The following is a 16,588-nucleotide window of genomic DNA, read 5'->3' as shown; positions in this document are numbered from 1 at the left end:
TGAGCTCCCTTCCACTCACTGTCTGCGAGGACTGATATCGATGTTGACCAATGTGCTCTCAGTCGACTTGGACAAAACGCTGGAGGCCGTTGAGGACTGGCTCAGCGGCTACATCCGTCAACCGCACAGCGAACTCGGCCGGTCCGGTCCGGTGTGCCCGTTCGTCGCCCCGGCCCAGGACGCCGACGCGCTGGAGATCAGAGTCAGACTCGTCGGGCTCACCCCGAGCCAGGCGCTCATCGACGAGATCGTGCGCTGCGGTCTCGACGAGTTCAGCGAGGTCGGCTGGAAGGCCGGCAATCCGAACCTCCGCTCCCTCCTGCTCGTCCTGCCGGACCTGCCGCCCGAGCACCTGCACCTGCTGGACACCGCGCACAGCGCGCTGAAGCCCGAGAGCGTGCGCCGCGGGCTGATGCTCGGACAGTTCCACGAGAAGTGCCGTGAGAAGGCGGCCCGCAACCCGGCATTCGAGGTCAGTTGGGCTCCGGTGCCGATGGTGGCGATCCGCTCGATGGCCATCCACGACGTGCTGTTCCTCGCGAATCGCAGGGACTGGTTCGAGGAGTACGCACGCCGTTTCGGGGTCCGCTACCGGAACTCGGCACACGGCGTCGACCCACTGCTGACCGAGGTGTACGAGCGCGCCTGCGCCGTCCACGGCCTGAGGGGCTGAGCGGATGCGCACCGCATCACGGCTGACGGGGTGGCGGCGATGACCGGCGTCGTCGTGTACCGGGGGATGAATCGGGCCACGCTGGACCGGCAGTACTCGCCGAGCTCCCGCGTGCGCAGTCTGCCGGCCTATCTGGACGAGTACCGGCGACTGAGCGAAGCTGCCCGCCGCGACCATCCGGTGCTCACCGGTCTCGCCTACGGACCGCACCCTGCCGAGACGCTCGACTACTTTCCCGCTACGAGTACGGGTGCGGTGACGGGAACGGGTGCGGGAACGGCCCGTCCGCCGCTGCTGGTCTTCGTCCATGGCGGGAACTGGCAGGCGCTCGGCCGGGCCGAATCGGCCTTCCCGGCACCGCCGCTGCTCGCCGCCGGCGCGGCGGTCGCCGTCGTCGAGTACGGGCTGGCGCCGGACGTCGGGCTGGACACGATGGCGGGGATGGTGCGCCGCAGCGTGGACTGGCTGCTGCAGAACGCGGACCGACTCGGATTCGCCCCGGACCGCCTCCACCTGTGCGGGACGTCGGCCGGCGCCCATCTGGCCGCGATGGCTCTGCTGCCTGATCCGCTCGACGGCCCGGACGTGTCCGGCCGGATTGCCGGAGCGGTCCTGCTGAGCGGCATCTACGACCTGGAGCCGGTCCGGCTGTCCTACGTCAACGAGGCGCTGCGTCTGGACGAGGCCACGGCGCTGCGCAACAGCCCGCTGCATCTGCTGCCGGCGCGACCGGCCGAGGTCGTGGTCGCGCGTGGCGGCAACGAGACCGAGGAGTACATCCGGCAGCACGAGCGGATGGTGGCGGCGCTACGGCCCCGGGCAGCGGTGACGGAGGTCGTCGCGGAGCGGCGCAACCACTTCGACCTCCCCTACGACCTGGGGGTCGGCTCCTCACGGCTGGGGAGCGCCGTCCTCGCGCAGATGGGACTGGGAGGGAGCACGACATGACCACCGAGCAGAGCGCCGGCACCGGGTGTCCGTTCGCCGGCGGTGCACCAGCACAGCCGAGGGACGCCGCGGCGGGCGCGCCGGCGGTTCAGCCGTCGGAGGGGTCGCCGCCGGGCAGCACCGCGTACGCGCACTACGCGCGGATGGACGCGCTGCTTGAACTGCAGCATCCGCTCAGCGCGGCGGACACCGAGCCGGGCTTCATCATCATGAGCCAGGTCAAGGAGCTGCTGTTCAAGCTGCTGCACACAGAACTCAGCACGGCACGTGACCAATTGGGCAAGGACCAGCTCGACGACGCGCTGTGGACGCTGCGCCGATCGGCCCGGGTGCAGCAGGTCCTGCTGGTGTCCTGGGAGACGTTCTCCGTACTGTCACCTGTGGAGTTCGCCGAGTTCCGGGACGTCCTCGGTTCCGCGTCGGGTTTCCAGTCGGCCGGCTATCGGCGGTTGGAGTTCCTGCTCGGCAACAAGAACCGGGGGATGGTGGAGCCGCACCGCGGCTCGGTCACCTACCAAGAGGTGCTGGACCAACTGCACGAGCCGAGCCTGTACGACGAGGCACTCGCGCTGCTGGCCCGCCGTGGGCTGCTGCCTGCGGACGAGGAGACTGCCCGCGACGCCACGCGGCCGTATCGGGCCGGTGAGGAGGTCGAGGCGGCCTGGCTGGCGGTGTACCGGGATCCGGTCCGGCACCGTGACCTGCATCTGCTCGCCGAGGCGCTCATGGACACCGCTGACCAGTTCGCCCGCTGGCGCTACACCCACCTGGTGACCGTGCAGCGGATGCTGGGCGCCAAGCCGGGCACCGGCGGCACCGACGGCGTGTCCTGGCTGTCCCGGATCAGCGAGCACCGCTTCTTCCCGGAGCTGTGGTCGGTGCGCTCGGCGCTCTGACCGGTGCGCGGCATCAGACGTTCGGCACCCGCGAGCGGCACGGCGAAGGAACCCGCAGGACACGTCCTGCCCAGCCACACGACAGACAAGGAGCAGCAATGGAAGGCGGCATCCCTCGCGCGGCGGCCGAGGAACTGGACGCGGCCGATCCACTGGCCGCGTTTCGTGAGCGGTTCGTCATCGCCGACCCGGAGCTGATCTATCTGGACGGCAACTCGCTGGGCAGAATGCCCGCGGCCACCCCGGACCATCTGCGCGCGGTGCTGGAGGAGGGCTGGGGCGAGGGGCTGGTGCGTTCCTGGCAGGGCTGGATCGACTGGGGCAGCCGGCTCGGTGACCGTCTCGCCGAGCACGTGCTCGGGGCCCGCCCCGGTGAGGTGGTGGTCTCCGACTCCACCTCGGTCAACCTGTACAAGCTGGCGGGCGCCGCGCTGGAGGCCGCGCCGGGGCGCGGGACCGTCCTGATGGACGCCGAGGACTTCCCGACCGACCGGTACGTCCTGCAGGGCCTGGCCGCGCAGCGCGGTCTGCGTCTGCACCAGGTCCCCTCCGACCTCGACGGCGGCCTCGACCTCGGCCAGTTGCGCGCCGCCCTGGACCGGGACGTCGCCCTGGTGGTGCTCTCGCTGGTGTCCTATCGCAGCGGCACGCTGCTGGACATGGCGAGGGTGAACGAACTGGCCCGCTCGGTCGGCACCCGTGTTTTGTGGGACCTGTCGCACGCGGCCGGAGCCGTTCCCGTGGACCTGGCGGCGACGGGCGCGGAGCTCGCCGTCGGCTGCACGTACAAGTACCTCAACGGCGGACCGGGCTCACCCGCCTACCTCTATGTGCGACGTGAGCTACAGGCCCAGCTGCGGCAGCCGATCTGGGGCTGGTTCGGACAGCGGGAACAGTTCCGGATGGGCCCCGCCTACGACCCCGTACCCGGCATCGAACGGTTCTTGGTGAGCACACCGCCGCTGCTGTCCCTGGCGGCGATCGACCCCGGACTCACCCTTGTCGAGCAGGCCGGCGTGGAAAACATCCGGGCCAAGGGCTTGCTCCTGGGTCAGCTGGTCTCCGATCTGGCGGCCGCCTGGCTGACCCCGCTCGGCTTCCGGTCGGCCTCACCTCCCGCGGCGGAGCAGCGCGGTTCACATGTGTCGCTGTACCACCCGGACGCCTGGCGGATCTGCCAGACGCTCGCCGCGGACGCCAAGGTCATCAGCGACTACCGGACCCCGGACCGACTGCGGATCGGACCGTCCCCGCTCTACACCCGGTTCACGGAGGTCTGGGACGCGATGGACCGCCTCCGCGACGTCGCCGGCCGGCGGACCTATCTGTCCCGGCCTGCCGGCCTGGCCCGTGTGACCTGACCTCCCCGTCGATGCGCAGTCCCTCGCCCCCGAACCCCCTCCACCTCATCCGATACGGAGTAGTCATGTCAGAAGCGTCCCCGCTCACCACCGACGGCCTGGTCCAGATCCTCTTCGGTTCCTCGGCCTTCCAGATGCTCAACGCCGGCCGCAATCTGGGCCTGTTCCCGCTCCTCCACCAGCAGCCGGGGCTGACGGCACAGGAGATCGGGGAGGAACTCGGTCTGGCGGATCGTCCGACCCAGATCCTGCTCCTGGGCACCACCGCACTGCACCTGACGGACCGCCAGGATGACCAGTACCGCAACGCCGATGTCCTGAACGACATGTTCGCGGACGGAACGTGGGACATCATCGAGGACCTCATCGAGTACGAGGAGCGGATCGTGCGCCCCGCCGAGGTCGACTTCACGGACTCGCTGCGCGCCAATACCAACATCGGTCTGCGACGGGTCAAGGGGACGGGCACGGACCTGTACCACCGGCTGTCGGCGGATCCGGACCTGGAGCAGCTGTTCTACCGCTGCATGCGGTCCTGGTCGCGGCTGTCGAACCCCATCCTGATCGAGAAGGCTGACCTGACCGGGGTGCGCCGGGTACTCGACGTGGGCGGCGGCGACGGCGTGAACGCCATCGCCCTCGCGCAGGCGAACCCGGGGGTCGAGTTCACCGTCCTCGACCTGCCGGGGACCGTGGAGATCGCCCGCCGCAGGATAGCCGAGCACGGCCTCAGCGACCGGATCTCCGTACGGGCGGCCGACATCTTCACCGATGCCTACCCCGGCGGGCACGACTGCGTGTTGTTCGCCAACCAGCTGGTGATCTGGTCGCCGGAGCAGAACGTGGGCCTGCTGGGAAAGGCCTACGCGGCTCTGCCCGACGGCGGGCGGGTACTGGTGTTCAACGCGATGTCCGACGACAGCGGCGACGGGCCCCTGTACGCGGCCCTCGACAACGTCTACTTCGCGACCCTGCCCGCCGCGAGCAGCACCATCTACCGCTGGGGCCAGTACGAGGAGTGGTTCGCCGCGGCCGGCTTCGCGAAGGCCGAGCGGCTCCCAGGTGGCCGGTGGACCCCGCACGGCGTGATCAGCGCGGTCAAGTGACGCCCCAGCGAGAACCGGAGCCGACCATGTCACTCACTTCCCACGGCACCTCGTCGAACGGCGGGGGCGCGACGTGCCCCGTCGGGCCGCACATGATGGACCCGGATCTGCTCGCCGACCCGTTCGGCGGGTACGGCCGGATGCGCGAGCAGAGCCCGGTGGTCCGCGGCCGGTTCGTCGACGGCACCCCGGTGTGGTTCGTGACCCGTTTCGACGACGTCCGCGCCGTGCTGCGCGACCCCCGGTTCGTCAACACGCCCTCCCACGTTCCGGGCGTGGGCGGCACGGATCCGCGCGAGAGCATGATGGACCTGCTCAACGTCCCCGAACATCTGCGGGCCTACCTGCTCGGCTCCATCCTGGACAGCGACCCGCCGGACCACCCGAGGCTGCGGCGCCTGGTGACCCGGGCTTTCGCGGCGCGCCGCATCCTCGACCTGCGGCCGGACATCGAGCGGATCGCCGACCGGCTGCTCGCCGAACTCCCGCACCACGAACAGGACGGTACGGTCGACTTCCTGGAGCACTTCGCGTACCCGCTGTCGATCACCGTGATCTGTGAGCTGGTCGGCATCCCGACGGTCGATCTCGAGCGGTGGCGGGTGTGGGGAGGCGATCTGGTGTCGATGCGACCCGACCGGCTGCAGCACTCGTTCCCGGTGATGATCGACTACTGCCATGCGCTGATCGAGCAGCGCCGCGCCGCGCTGGGGGACGATCTGCTCAGCGCGCTGATCCGGGCCCAGGACGACGACGGCGGCCGGCTCAGCGACATCGAGATGGTCACCATGATCGTGACCCTGGTGCTGGCCGGGCACGAGACGAGCGCGCATCTGATCGGCAACGGCACCGCCGCACTGCTCAGCCACCGCGACCAGCTGGAGCAGCTGCGCAAGGACCCGTCGCTGATACCGCGCGCGGTGCACGAGCTGATGCGCTGGTGCGGCTCGGTGCAGGTGGCCCGGCTGCGCTACGCCGCCGAGGAGCTGGAGATCTCCGGGACGCCGATCGCCCGTGGCGACGCGGTTCAACTGGTGCTGGTGTCAGCCAACTTCGACCCACGCCAGTACCCGGACCCGGACCGGCTGGACGTCACGCGCCACCAGGACGGGCAGGCCGAGAACCACGTGGGGTTCGGTCACGGGATCCACTACTGCCTGGGTGCCACACTGGCCCGGCAGGAAGGCGAGGCGGCGTTCGCCAAGCTGCTGGAGCACTACCCCGATCTGGCACCGGCCGACGGTGACACGGAGTGGGACCGCGCCCTGCTCCCCGGCAGCTGGCGGCTGAACTCACTGCGCCTTCGGTTGCGGCCCTGAGCCGACCGCGGGGTGATGGGGCCGCCGGGCGACCTCATCACCCTGCTGCCCCGCTCAGTTGGCGGACGGTTCGTCCGCCACGGCGATGGCCCGTACGGGACACGCCAGGGCGGCCTCCGTCGCCTGCCGCCGCGTCGCCACCTCAGTACCTCCGGGCACGAGCCGGGAGTACCCGTCGTCATCCTGGGTGAACAGGTCAGGCGCTGTCAGGACGCATTGCCCCGAGCCGATACAGGTGTTGTGGTCGATGCCGATCAGCATGAGCATGAGTCTCCGGTGTGTGCGTGAGTCTCCGGTGGTGTGGCAGTCAAAAGCCTTCAGTGATCCAGCTCGTGCGCGGCGGCGCGGTCGAGCGCCGCGACTATCCAGTCCTCGAAGTCCCGTTCGGCCTTGGACGCGGCTTCGCGCCAGAGCTCCACGCGGTCACCGGAGGCGCTTATCCGGGGTATGTGGTCACGTGCGGGCGTGGCCGCCCGGTTGCCCTGACGGCTCTCGCGCAGGGTGGCTCTGAGCTGGTTCCTCGACCAGCTGTGCTGCTCCGCCCGGTCGAGCCACACGTCCGCCTCCGCGGGCGGGAGGGAAGCGACCTCGGCATGGTGCCCAAAACTGAGTGCCTCGCGTCGTCGCCCGAGCTCGAAATGCCGCGCCACCCACGCGTAGTTGCGCAGTGTCTGGTAGTCGAGCCCGGCGGCCTCGGCGCCGGCCTGGTAGCGGTCGGCGTACTGCTCCTGGCCGTACACCAGCCAGTCCCCCAGGCACCAGGCCGAGGAGTCGGCGATCTGGAAGATGCGCTGTCCGGCCTTCTCCCAGCGGTCGTAGGTGAGCCTGGCCGGGAGCTGCAGGCCGACCCGGGTGGTCAGGATGCGTTCCGGTCCTGCGGTCCTGGGGCGTACCGCCCTACCACCCGTCGTGTGCCTGGCCGTTGATTGTATGGTCCGCTGGTTATCCTTGGTGATGTGCTCCATGTGGTGCTCCCCTGGAATTGAGGCACTGCCAAATCTCGTACCAGTCGTATGCGGCCGGGGGTCGTGATATGTAGCGGCCCAAAAAACCGTAGGTCAACCTTCAAGAATCAGTCAACAATCATTTCCGGTCGGCATATGACCGATCCGGTTGCGTTCCTGGGCCCTTGGCGATCAAGGCCGTCTCAAAATCGCCTATAGGTGTGCGCGCTGGGAGCCGGCCGCCCGGGGCGGGCGTGAACTGCCGCCTTGCACGCCTCCGCGCGGCGGCACAGCACCCCGCCCGCCCGGACGGTTCCGTCAACGAGCGGACGAGGTGGGCTGAGCGGGGCCGGCCGAGGTGGACCGGACGGCGGCGTCGATGCCGTCGAGGATCAGGTCCAAGCCCACCCGGAAGGCCTCCTTGGCCTCGTGCTCCAGATAGGGCGAGCTGTCGCCGCCCCCTTCCTCGACGGCGACGGGGGCGGCGCCCGACTCCAGAGCCGCAACGGCCGGAAAGCGCTCGGCGAAGTCCGGAACAGCCTCCATGAGCAGCGCGGACCGGACGGTCCACCACTCCTCATCGGACACGCCGGTCGCCGGCCCCGCCTGCTGAAGCTCCGCCGCGACCCGGGCCATCCCCCGGACGAACTGAAAGAGCACGGAGATGACACGCCGGACCCTCAACGGCTCCAGCCCGATCCCGTCGAGGATCCGCACCACCGTCTCCAACTGCGTGTACTCGCCCGGGCCGAGTACGGGCCTGGCCTGGGAGACCTGCAGGACCCACGGATGGCGCAGGTGGAACGCCCAGGTGTCATCGGCCCAGGAGACGACCGCGGGGCGCCATCCGCCGCCGGTCTCGTACGCGGTGGGCAGCTCGGCCAGCACACGGTCGTGCATGAGGTCGATCAGTTCGTTCTTGCTCGGCACATAGGTGTAGAGCGCCATCGCGCTCCGCCCGAGCCACACACCCACCGCCCGCATCGACAGGTCGGCCATGCCCTGCTCATCGGCCACCGCGATGCCCGCCGCCACGATCGTGTCGACGTCGAGACCGGGCTTGGGCCCGGGCGCCGTCTTGGCGTCCTTGGAACCGGCCGTGCGCCAGAGCAGGGCCATCGAGCGGCGAGCGTCGCCCTGTCCGGAAAAAACAACCACCTTGCAACTCCTTACTGCATAAAGTAACCTCTTCCACGCATCTCTTTACAGCGTAAAGATATCACGTCGGCACGGGCTGCCCCGGGATGGCCGACGTCCATGGAAGGTTTCCAATGGCAGAACTCCCTGTATCTTTCATCCAGGTCACCGACATCACCCGCGTCACACCGCACATGGCCCGCGTGACCTTCGACGCCGACCAGCTCGACGCCTCCGTCGGCCAGACACCGGACCAGCAGGTGAAGCTCTGCTTCCCCCTCCCCGGCCAGCGGGTGCCCATCCTCCCGGACGAGGGAGGAGACGCCACGAGCTGGTACTACGCGTTTCTGGCCATTCCGGAGGACGAACGGCCGACGATGCGCAGCTTCACCGTCCGCCGCCGCGCGCCGGGCACCAACACCATCGAGATCGACTTCGTCCTGCACGGCGAGACCGGCCCCGCGACCCGCTGGGCCGCCTCCGCCCAGCCCGGCGACCAACTCGGCATGGTCGGCCCCTCGGCCGTCTACGCGCTGCCGGTCTCGATCGACGACTCCATCGCGAACTCCGACTGGCTCCTGCTGATCGGTGACGAGACCGCCCTGCCCGCGATCGGCACCCTGCTGGAGGCGCTGCCCGAGGGAGCCCGCGCCCTCGCCTACATCGAAGTCGCCGACCACACCGAGCGTCAGAGCTTCGAGAGCAACGGCGACGTCGGCGTCCACTGGGTGTTCCGCAACGGAACCGCCCCCGGCCGGAGCGACGCCCTGGTCGAGACCGTAGGCAAGGCCGAGTTCATCCCGGGCCGCCCCTTCGTCTGGCTGGCCGGCGAGTCGGGCACCGTCCGGGCACTGCGCCGCCACCTCGTCGACGATCGCGGACTGGACAAGCGGTCGATCGCCTTCAGCGGCTACTGGCGGTTCAAGCTGACCCAGGACGACGCTCCGACCGAGCAGGACATGGCGGAGGCGCAGGAGCGGCTGGCCGAGGCGACCGCGGAATGAGCCGCAGCGAGGGGTACGCGGCCGGGCCCTTAGGCGATCCGAGCGAACAGCCGTACGTACCTGAGAGGGACCCCATGATCACCGTGCGAGGTCTTGCCCGGCAGTTCGCCCTGCGGGGGCGAACCGTCGACGCGGTGAAGGGCATCGACTTCGATGTGGCCGCTGGGGAACTCGTCGGGTTCCTCGGGCCCAACGGAGCAGGCAAGACCACGACCCTGCGGATGCTGACCACGTTGCTGCGCCCCACCGGCGGGACCGCGACCGTGGGCGGCTGCGATCTGCTGACGGACCCTCAGGGGGTGCGCCGCCGGATCGGCTATGTGGCCCAGGGCGGATCCACCTGGCCGGAGTCCCGGGTCGCCGAGGAGATCGAGCTGCAGGCCCGGCTGTACGGACTGTCCCGATCGGAGGCCAGACGCCGCGGAGCGCTGCTGGCCGAGCAACTCGACCTCGCCGGCCTGGACCAACGACCCGCCAAGACACTCTCCGGAGGCCAGCGGCGGCGGCTCGACATCGCCCTGGGCCTGGTACACGAACCGGCCCTCGTCTTCCTCGACGAGCCCACGACCGGACTGGATCCGCAGAGCCGGGCCAACCTCTGGGACCACGTCCGCCGGATGCGCGCCGAGCAGGGCATGACCGTCTTCCTCACCACCCACTACCTCGACGAGGCCGACGCCCTGTGCGACCGGATCCTCGTGACGGACCACGGAACGATCGTCGCGCAGGGCACCCCCGACGAACTCAAGGCCCGCGTGGCCGGCGACGCCATCACCATCCAGGTCGCCGACCGGTCCACCGAGGCCGCCGAGCTCTCCCGGCAACTGCCGGGCGCCCACGAGGTCACCATCACCGACGACACCGTTCGGCTCAGGGTCCCGCGCGGCGACGCCGCCCTACCCGAACTGCTGCGCGTTCTGGACCGTCAGGGCATCACCATGACCTCGGTCAAGGTCAGCCGCCCCACCCTCGACGACGTGTTCCTCAGCCTGACCGGCCGCTGTCTGCGCGACGACGATGCCGCACCGCCGGCCCTGGAGGCCACCCATGCTGCATGACACCGGACTCATCTTCACCCGGGACATGAAACTATCCCTGCGCAATCCCACCTGGCTCCTCATCGGAATCATGCAGCCACTGCTCTACCTGTTCCTCTTCGGGCCGCTCATGGTGACCGTGGTCCGCAACACCCCCGGCTTCCCCTCCGACGACGCCTGGACCGTCCTCACCCCGGCGCTCATCGTGCAGACGGCGCTGTTCAGCGGCTCCTTCGCCGGAGTCGGACTGCTCACCGAGTACCGGGTCGGCGTGGTCGACCGCTTCCGCGGCACCCCGGCCAGCCGGTCCGCCCTGCTGTTCGGCAAGGTACTGGCCCAAGCCGCCCAGGCCACAGCACAGTCCGCCCTGATCGTGGTCGTCACCCTGCTCGTCTTCGACCTGAACGCCCCCGTCTCCGGGATGCTGCTGAGCCTGCTGATCGCCGCGGTGCTGGCCATCACCCTGTCTTCGGGGTCCTACGCGCTGGCGCTGATCCTCAAGAGCGAGGCGGCATTTCCCTCGCTGATGAACATGGTGCTGCTGCCGCTCCTGCTGCTGTCCGGTGTGCTGCTGCCGGTCACCAGGGAACTGGCTCCAGGCTGGCTCTACAACCTGGCACGGATCAACCCCCTGACCCATATCGTCGACGCCGAACGTGCGGCCTTCAGAGGCGACCTGCACGCGAGCGGGCTGCTCACGGGTTGTCTGATCCTGTTGCTCATGACCGTGCTGGCGCTGGTCTGGGGCACCCGCACGTTCCAGAAGGAGAACGCCTGACGAACCACCGGACTGGCGGGCCGGGCCGCGGACCGGCCCGCCAGGCCGATGGCACCCCCTGCCCCGGTCACGACCACCCCCGAACACGACTACGACCACAACCACGACCCGAGGTTCCTCCGGAGCCTCACCCGTACCGCCCGAGGAGCGCATGTGAGTACCGAGGCCATCAAGGTGACCGGTGCGAGGGAGAACAACCTCAAGAACGTCTCGGTAGCGATCCCGAAGAACCAACTGACGGTCTTCACCGGTGTCTCCGGCTCCGGCAAGTCCTCCCTGGTGTTCGACACCATCGCAGCCGAGGCACAGCGCCAGCTCAACGAGACGTTCACCACCTTCGTCCGCAACTTCCTGCCCGACCGGGGCCGCCCGGACATGGACGCCATCGAGAACATCTCCGCCGCGATCGTCATCGGGCAGAACCGTCTCGGCGGCAACCCGCGCTCCACCGTGGGCACGATCACCGACATCCACCCGCTGCTCCGGCTGCTGTTCTCCCGTGCGGGAGAGCCCACCGGCCTTCCGCCGAGTGCCTTCTCCTTCAACAACCCCTCAGGCATGTGCCCGGTCTGCGAAGGCCTGGGCACGATCGTGGAGCTCGACCTCGACGCGTTCGTCGACCGCACCAAGTCCCTGAACCAGGGCGCCTTGCTGCACCCCGACTTCTCCCCCGACAGCTGGTACTGGCTGAGCTATGTGGAGTCCGGCCTCTTCAACAGCGACACGGTGCTGGCGGACTTCACCGATCACGAGTGGCAGCAGCTGCTGCACGGCGAGACACCGCACAAGATCCGCCTCAGCTGGCAGGGCAACACCCTGAACGTCAAGTACGAAGGCATCGCCGACAAGTTCACCCGGCTGTACATCAAGAAGGAGGACATGTCGGAGCGCAGCCGCCAGGTGTTCCAGCGGTTCACCCGCTCGGCTGCCTGCACGGCCTGCGACGGCACCCGCCTGGCTCCCGCCGTCCGCGCCACCCATATCGACGGCCGTCACATCGCTGACCTCACCGCGATGGAGGCCGGTCATCTCGTGACGGTCCTCGCGGAGTGGGACCTGCCCCACGTGAAACCCGTCCTGAACGACCTGATGGCCCGCCTCCGTCACCTGGTCGACATCGGTCTCGGGTATCTGAGCCTGGACCGGGAGACCCGTACGCTGTCGGGCGGCGAGTCGCAGCGGATCAAGATCGTCCGACATCTCTCCAGCAGCCTGACCGGAATGATGTACGTCTTCGACGAACCGAGCGTCGGCCTGCACGCCCGGGACGTGCACCGGCTCAAGGAACTCCTGGTCAAGCTACGGGACAAGGGCAACACCGTGCTGGTGGTCGAGCACGACCCCGACATCATGGCCATCGCCGACCATGTGGTGGACATGGGACCGAAGGCCGGAACGCTCGGCGGTGAAGTCGTCTTCGAGGGGACCTTCGCCGACCTCGCCGATGCGGACACCCTCACCGCCCGCCACCTCCGGCACTCGCTTCCCCTGCGGGCCGAGCCCAGGCGGCCCACCGGGGCCCTCGCTGTCCGGAACGCGAGCGACCACAACCTCAAGGACGTCACGGTCGACTTTCCGACCGGTGTCCTGACCGTGGTCACCGGTGTGGCCGGGTCGGGAAAGAGCTCACTGGTCAACGACGAGTTCCTGAGCCGGTATCCGGACGCCATCGTCATCGACCAGTCCGCGGTGACGGGCAGCCGGCGGTCCAACACGGCGACCTACACGGGGCTGCTGGAGACCATCCGCAAGCTGTTCGCCAAGGCCAACGGCGTCAGCGCCTCGCTGTTCAGCGCAAACTCCAAAGGCGCCTGTGAGAACTGTCAGGGGCTCGGCATGCTCTACACCGACCTGGCGTTCATGGAGACGCTGAAGTCCGTCTGCGAGGTGTGCCAGGGCCGCCGCTTCTCCGACGACGTCCTCGGCTACCGGCTGCGCGGCCGGTCGATCAGCGACGTGCTGGAGATGACGGCGGCCGAGGCCGCAGACTTCTTCACCGAACCCAAACTCCGCCAGGTTCTGCATGCGCTGACCGAGGTGGGTCTGGACTACCTGCGCCTCGGCCAGCCGCTCAGCACCCTGTCGGGCGGTGAGTGCCAGCGCCTCAAGCTCGCGGCCGACCTGCACCGTGTCGGCAGCGTCTACGTCCTGGACGAGCCCACCACCGGTCTGCACATGTCCGACACCCAGCGACTCCTCGGCATCATCGAGCGCCTCGTCGACCAGGGCAACACCGTGATCGTCATCGAGCACAACATCGACGTCATCAAGAGTGCCGACTGGATCATCGACCTGGGCCCCGAAGGGGGCAGCGGCGGCGGCCGGATCCTGTTCGAAGGAACGCCTTCGGACCTCCTCAAAACGGAAGAGTCCCATACCGCCGAGTATCTTCGCCGAGACCTCGCGAGCACCTGAGGTACGAAGCGGCGCGCCGGTCCGGGTGCGGCGCGCCGCGCGTTCCTCGCGAGCGGACCGGAGACCGCCGACGGCGAGTTCGCCCTCCCGATGCTGACCGCCGCACTGCACGTGCGGCGGCTGTGAAGGGTGAACGTGGGACACCTGCGCCTTTCGCTGAAGGGTCCGATCCATTTTCGTGACGGTCCGTCATAACACCAGCGCCACACGGCGATTCGTGCGTTCACCGTGCGTCCCGGCCCGGCCGGGAAGCGGCTGCTTTCGGCGATCGGCCTGCGCCCGGGGGCGAGATCGGCCAGGATACTGACGGGTTCGGCGGCGCCGACGAACCGGGGGGTGGGGGCGATGACTGCTGCACGGCCGGGCCTGGCCGTGTTCCTCGCCGCGAAGGCGGCGTCGGACACCGGGTACGCGCTGGACTTCGTCTGTCTGTCGGTGTTCGTCTGGGAGCGCACCGGCTCCGCACTCGCCACCGGGCTGGTCAGTGTCGCGCTCTACGCCGGGGCGATCCTGGGCGGGCAGGCGGGCAACCGCTACGGGCGGGCCTGGAACCGGCGCGGGGTGATGATCGGCGCGGACGCCGTCCGGATGGCGGTCCTGGTGCTGCTCGCCGTGCTGCCGACCGGGGCGCAGTTGGCATGGCTCTACCCGGTGGTGTTCTTCCTGGGGGTCGGACGGTCGGTCTTCGAAGCCACGTTGTCGGCGGCGACGCCGGTGCTGGCCGGCGATCGGGTGCAGGCCGTCAACAGCTTGCTGGCCGGGCTCAAGGGGATCGCGTTCGTGGTGGGGATGGGCGCGGCCACGGTCGTCGTGCCGGTCCTCGGCTTCCGGGGCGTGTTCGCGCTCGACGCGGGCACGTACGCGCTGTCGGGGATGGTGCTCATCGCGCTGCGGCTGCCGCTGCGGGAGGCCGCCGCCGTACCGCTGTCGGCCGGCGCCAGGGCGGGCCGGGATGTGGGTCGGCCGACATGGCCGCTGCTGGTGCTGACCGGGGTGGCGTCGCTGGTGGTGCTGCGCGGGTTCGACGCGTTCGGCAGCGCCTCGCAGCAGGTGGGCCTGCCCATTCTGGGCAGCCGGTTACGGCCGGACGAGCCGGCCCTGTTCGCCGGCACCATGTGGAGCCTCTGGGCGATCGGGTTGTTCGTGGCCGGATTCGTGCTGCGACCGATGGCCACCCAGATCGTTGCGCGGGCACCCGCGATGGTGTTCTGTCTGTCCACCATCGTCATGTCGCTCGGGTTCATCGGAGTGTTCTGGCTGCCGGGTTGGTGGCCGCGGCTGCTGGCGGCGCTGGTCGCGGGGGTGGGCGACGCGTTCAGCGAGATCACCTTCAAACAGGCCCTGCAGCAGCTCCCGGACGAGGAGCGCGGGCAGGCGTTCGGGTTCTGCCAGATCGTCGTCAACGGCGGTCTGATGGCGGGGCTGGCAGTGACGAGTGTGGTCCTGACGCCCGATCTGGCGGCCCGCTGGGTACTGCTGCTGCACGGCCTGCCGATCCTGCTGGCCGGCTGGCTGGTGCTGACCTCCCGGCGGTCGCGCCGGGTTCAGGAGCAGCCCACATGACCGCCGACGACGCGTGTTCGGAGGCGCCGCGCGCTTACCTCGACCACGCGGGGCTCGGCCGGGTCCGCGCACCGGCCGCCGACGCGATGCGCACCGCCCTGGACGAGGTGTATCCGCACGGCAGCGCCCGTATGGGGCGGATCTTCCCCGCCCGGGCCGCGGCCCGGGCGACCGCCGCCGCGCTGCTGGAGTGCTCCTCCGACGAGGTGGCCCTGGTGCCGAACACCTCCACCGGCCTGCATCTGGTGGCCGACGGGCTGCGCTGGGCGCCCGGTGACGAGGTGGTGGTCTTCGACCGGGACTTTCCGGCCAACGTGCACCCCTGGCGGGCCTTGGCGGAGCGGTGCGGGGTGCGGTTGCGATGGGTGGCGATGCGCCACGGCGGCTATGAGGCGGACGACATCGCCGCCGCGATCGGGCCGTCGACCCGGCTGATCGCGGCCAGCCACGTCAACTTCGCGACCGGCTTCCGGCTCGACCTCGATCTGCTGTGCGCACTGGCCGCCCCGGTGGGCGCGCTGGTCTGCGTGGACGCGGTGCAGGGGCTGGGCGCGCTGCCGCTGTCGACGGCCCGCACCCCGGTGGACTTCGTCGCCGCCGGGGCGCACAAGTGGCTGGGCGGCCCTCCGGGTACCGGCCTGTTCTACTGCCGGGCCGGGCGGCTGCCGCTGCTGCGCTCGGTCCCCGCCGGCTGGTTCGGCTACGACGGGGCCAACGACATGCTCAGCAAGGGCTCCGGCCACTTCCGGTACGACCTGCCGCTGCGATCCGGTATCGGCCGCGTGGAGGGCGGCATGTACGACGTGCTGGGCATGGTGGGGCTGTCGGCCGCACTGGACGAACTGGCGGCGGTGGGCGTCCGAGCGGTGGCGGATCGGATCGAGTTGCTGACCGGGCGGTTGCGCGAGGGGCTGGCCGCCAGGGGTTACCGGGTCGAGTCCCCGGCGGGCGCGGGCGCCTGGTCGGGGATCGTCAGCTTCACCGACCCGCAAAGGGACGGTGGGCGGTTGGTTCAGGAGCTGGCGGCGCGCGGCATCCATGTGTCGTACCCGGACGGCATGATCCGCGTCTCGCCGCACTACTGGACGGCTGGGGCCGAGGTCGAGCTGTTGCTCGACGCCCTGGCCGAACCCCCCGCGGGGGCCGCCGCCCGTGATTGAAGCGGTCGTTTCGCTTGGCAGCAACTGCCCAATGTCTTGCGGCCGTTGGCGCGCCGTGCGACAAAGGACGCGTACCCGCACAGACATGTGCGGGTCTTCCTACGACGGAGGGGATTCCCGATGGAAAAGGAATACGAGAGCTGGGAGCAGCTCGAGGACGAGGTCGAGATCACGACCGGTGCCGCTGACTGCTGGACCTGTCTGATCGACAGCGGCGCCTGACCGTCGCCCCGCACACCACGCTCCC

15 protein-coding genes are annotated in these 16,588 nt (G+C 69.6%); 12 read left to right on the top strand and 3 right to left on the bottom strand.

The annotated features are described in order from the left end of the window. Positions 1-52 precede the first annotated feature (52 nt). The 6 genes from LNW72_RS39070 (at position 53) to LNW72_RS39045 (ending at position 6,303) form a co-directional block, all read left to right on the top strand. The gene (locus LNW72_RS39070; protein ID WP_250979770.1) at positions 53-673 is read left to right on the top strand and encodes a DUF6875 domain-containing protein; all 621 of its coding nucleotides are present in this window, start codon (positions 53-55) and stop codon (positions 671-673) included. Between the two features lie 39 nt (positions 674-712). Further along, positions 713-1,621 (top strand): alpha/beta hydrolase, encoded by a 909-nt coding sequence (locus LNW72_RS39065; protein ID WP_250979769.1) that lies wholly within the window; start codon positions 713-715, stop codon positions 1,619-1,621. Continuing rightward, positions 1,618-2,517 (top strand): tryptophan 2,3-dioxygenase family protein, encoded by a 900-nt coding sequence (locus LNW72_RS39060; protein WP_250979768.1) that lies wholly within the window; start codon positions 1,618-1,620, stop codon positions 2,515-2,517. The genes LNW72_RS39065 and LNW72_RS39060 overlap by 4 nt, the downstream gene beginning before the upstream one ends. A 98-nt stretch (positions 2,518-2,615) precedes the next feature. Further along, entirely contained in the window at positions 2,616-3,878 is a 1,263-nt protein-coding gene (kynU, locus tag LNW72_RS39055) for a kynureninase (protein WP_250979767.1), read from the top strand. Positions 3,879-3,943: 65 nt separating this feature from the next. Continuing rightward, positions 3,944-4,984: an acetylserotonin O-methyltransferase gene (locus LNW72_RS39050; RefSeq protein WP_250979766.1), complete on the top strand. Its 1,041-nt coding sequence runs from the start codon at positions 3,944-3,946 to the stop codon at positions 4,982-4,984. Positions 4,985-5,010: 26 nt separating this feature from the next. Continuing rightward, on the top strand, positions 5,011-6,303 hold the full coding sequence (locus LNW72_RS39045; RefSeq protein ID WP_250979765.1) for a cytochrome P450: 1,293 nt from the start codon (positions 5,011-5,013) through the stop codon (positions 6,301-6,303). 54 nt (positions 6,304-6,357) lie between these two features. On the opposite strand, the gene LNW72_RS39040 is transcribed toward LNW72_RS39045, so the two are convergent. The 3 genes from LNW72_RS39040 to LNW72_RS39030 all read right to left on the bottom strand — a co-directional run bounded on the left by LNW72_RS39040 (position 6,358) and on the right by LNW72_RS39030 (position 8,405). Further along, complete coding sequence (locus LNW72_RS39040; protein ID WP_250979764.1) at positions 6,358-6,564, bottom strand: ferredoxin; 207 nt, start codon at positions 6,562-6,564, stop codon at positions 6,358-6,360. A 56-nt stretch (positions 6,565-6,620) separates the two neighbouring features. After that, the gene (locus LNW72_RS39035; RefSeq protein WP_250979763.1) at positions 6,621-7,268 is read right to left on the bottom strand and encodes an LmbU family transcriptional regulator; all 648 of its coding nucleotides are present in this window, start codon (positions 7,266-7,268) and stop codon (positions 6,621-6,623) included. 297 nt (positions 7,269-7,565) lie between these two features. Then, positions 7,566-8,405, bottom strand: a complete 840-nt coding sequence (locus LNW72_RS39030; RefSeq protein WP_250979762.1) for a TetR/AcrR family transcriptional regulator C-terminal domain-containing protein — start codon at positions 8,403-8,405, stop codon at positions 7,566-7,568. 113 nt (positions 8,406-8,518) lie between these two features. Here LNW72_RS39030 and LNW72_RS39025 point away from each other — a divergent pair, with 113 nt between their 5' ends. From LNW72_RS39025 to LNW72_RS39000, 6 genes are all read left to right on the top strand, one after another. Then, positions 8,519-9,388: a siderophore-interacting protein gene (locus tag LNW72_RS39025; protein ID WP_250979761.1), complete on the top strand. Its 870-nt coding sequence runs from the start codon at positions 8,519-8,521 to the stop codon at positions 9,386-9,388. Between the two features lie 74 nt (positions 9,389-9,462). Further along, positions 9,463-10,446, top strand: a complete 984-nt coding sequence (locus LNW72_RS39020; RefSeq protein ID WP_250979760.1) for an ATP-binding cassette domain-containing protein — start codon at positions 9,463-9,465, stop codon at positions 10,444-10,446. After that, positions 10,436-11,203, top strand: coding sequence for an ABC transporter permease (locus tag LNW72_RS39015; RefSeq protein ID WP_250979759.1), 768 nt, complete (start codon positions 10,436-10,438; stop codon positions 11,201-11,203). Before LNW72_RS39020 ends, LNW72_RS39015 begins: the two co-directional genes overlap by 11 nt. 153 nt (positions 11,204-11,356) lie before the next feature. Beyond that, on the top strand, positions 11,357-13,618 hold the full coding sequence (locus LNW72_RS39010) for an excinuclease ABC subunit UvrA (RefSeq protein ID WP_250979758.1): 2,262 nt from the start codon (positions 11,357-11,359) through the stop codon (positions 13,616-13,618). Positions 13,619-13,963: 345 nt separating this feature from the next. Next, positions 13,964-15,181 (top strand): MFS transporter, encoded by a 1,218-nt coding sequence (locus LNW72_RS39005; protein WP_250979757.1) that lies wholly within the window; start codon positions 13,964-13,966, stop codon positions 15,179-15,181. Next, positions 15,178-16,341: an aminotransferase class V-fold PLP-dependent enzyme gene (locus LNW72_RS39000; RefSeq protein WP_250979756.1), complete on the top strand. Its 1,164-nt coding sequence runs from the start codon at positions 15,178-15,180 to the stop codon at positions 16,339-16,341. Before LNW72_RS39005 ends, LNW72_RS39000 begins: the two co-directional genes overlap by 4 nt. Positions 16,342-16,588 lie beyond the last annotated feature (247 nt).

Origin of the sequence: Streptomyces sp. RKAG293, assembly GCF_023701745.1 — a bacterium.
Taxonomy (GTDB): domain Bacteria; phylum Actinomycetota; class Actinomycetes; order Streptomycetales; family Streptomycetaceae; genus Actinacidiphila.
Note: the sequence above shows the minus strand (reverse complement) of the source record. Positions and strands in the feature narration are given on the sequence as shown.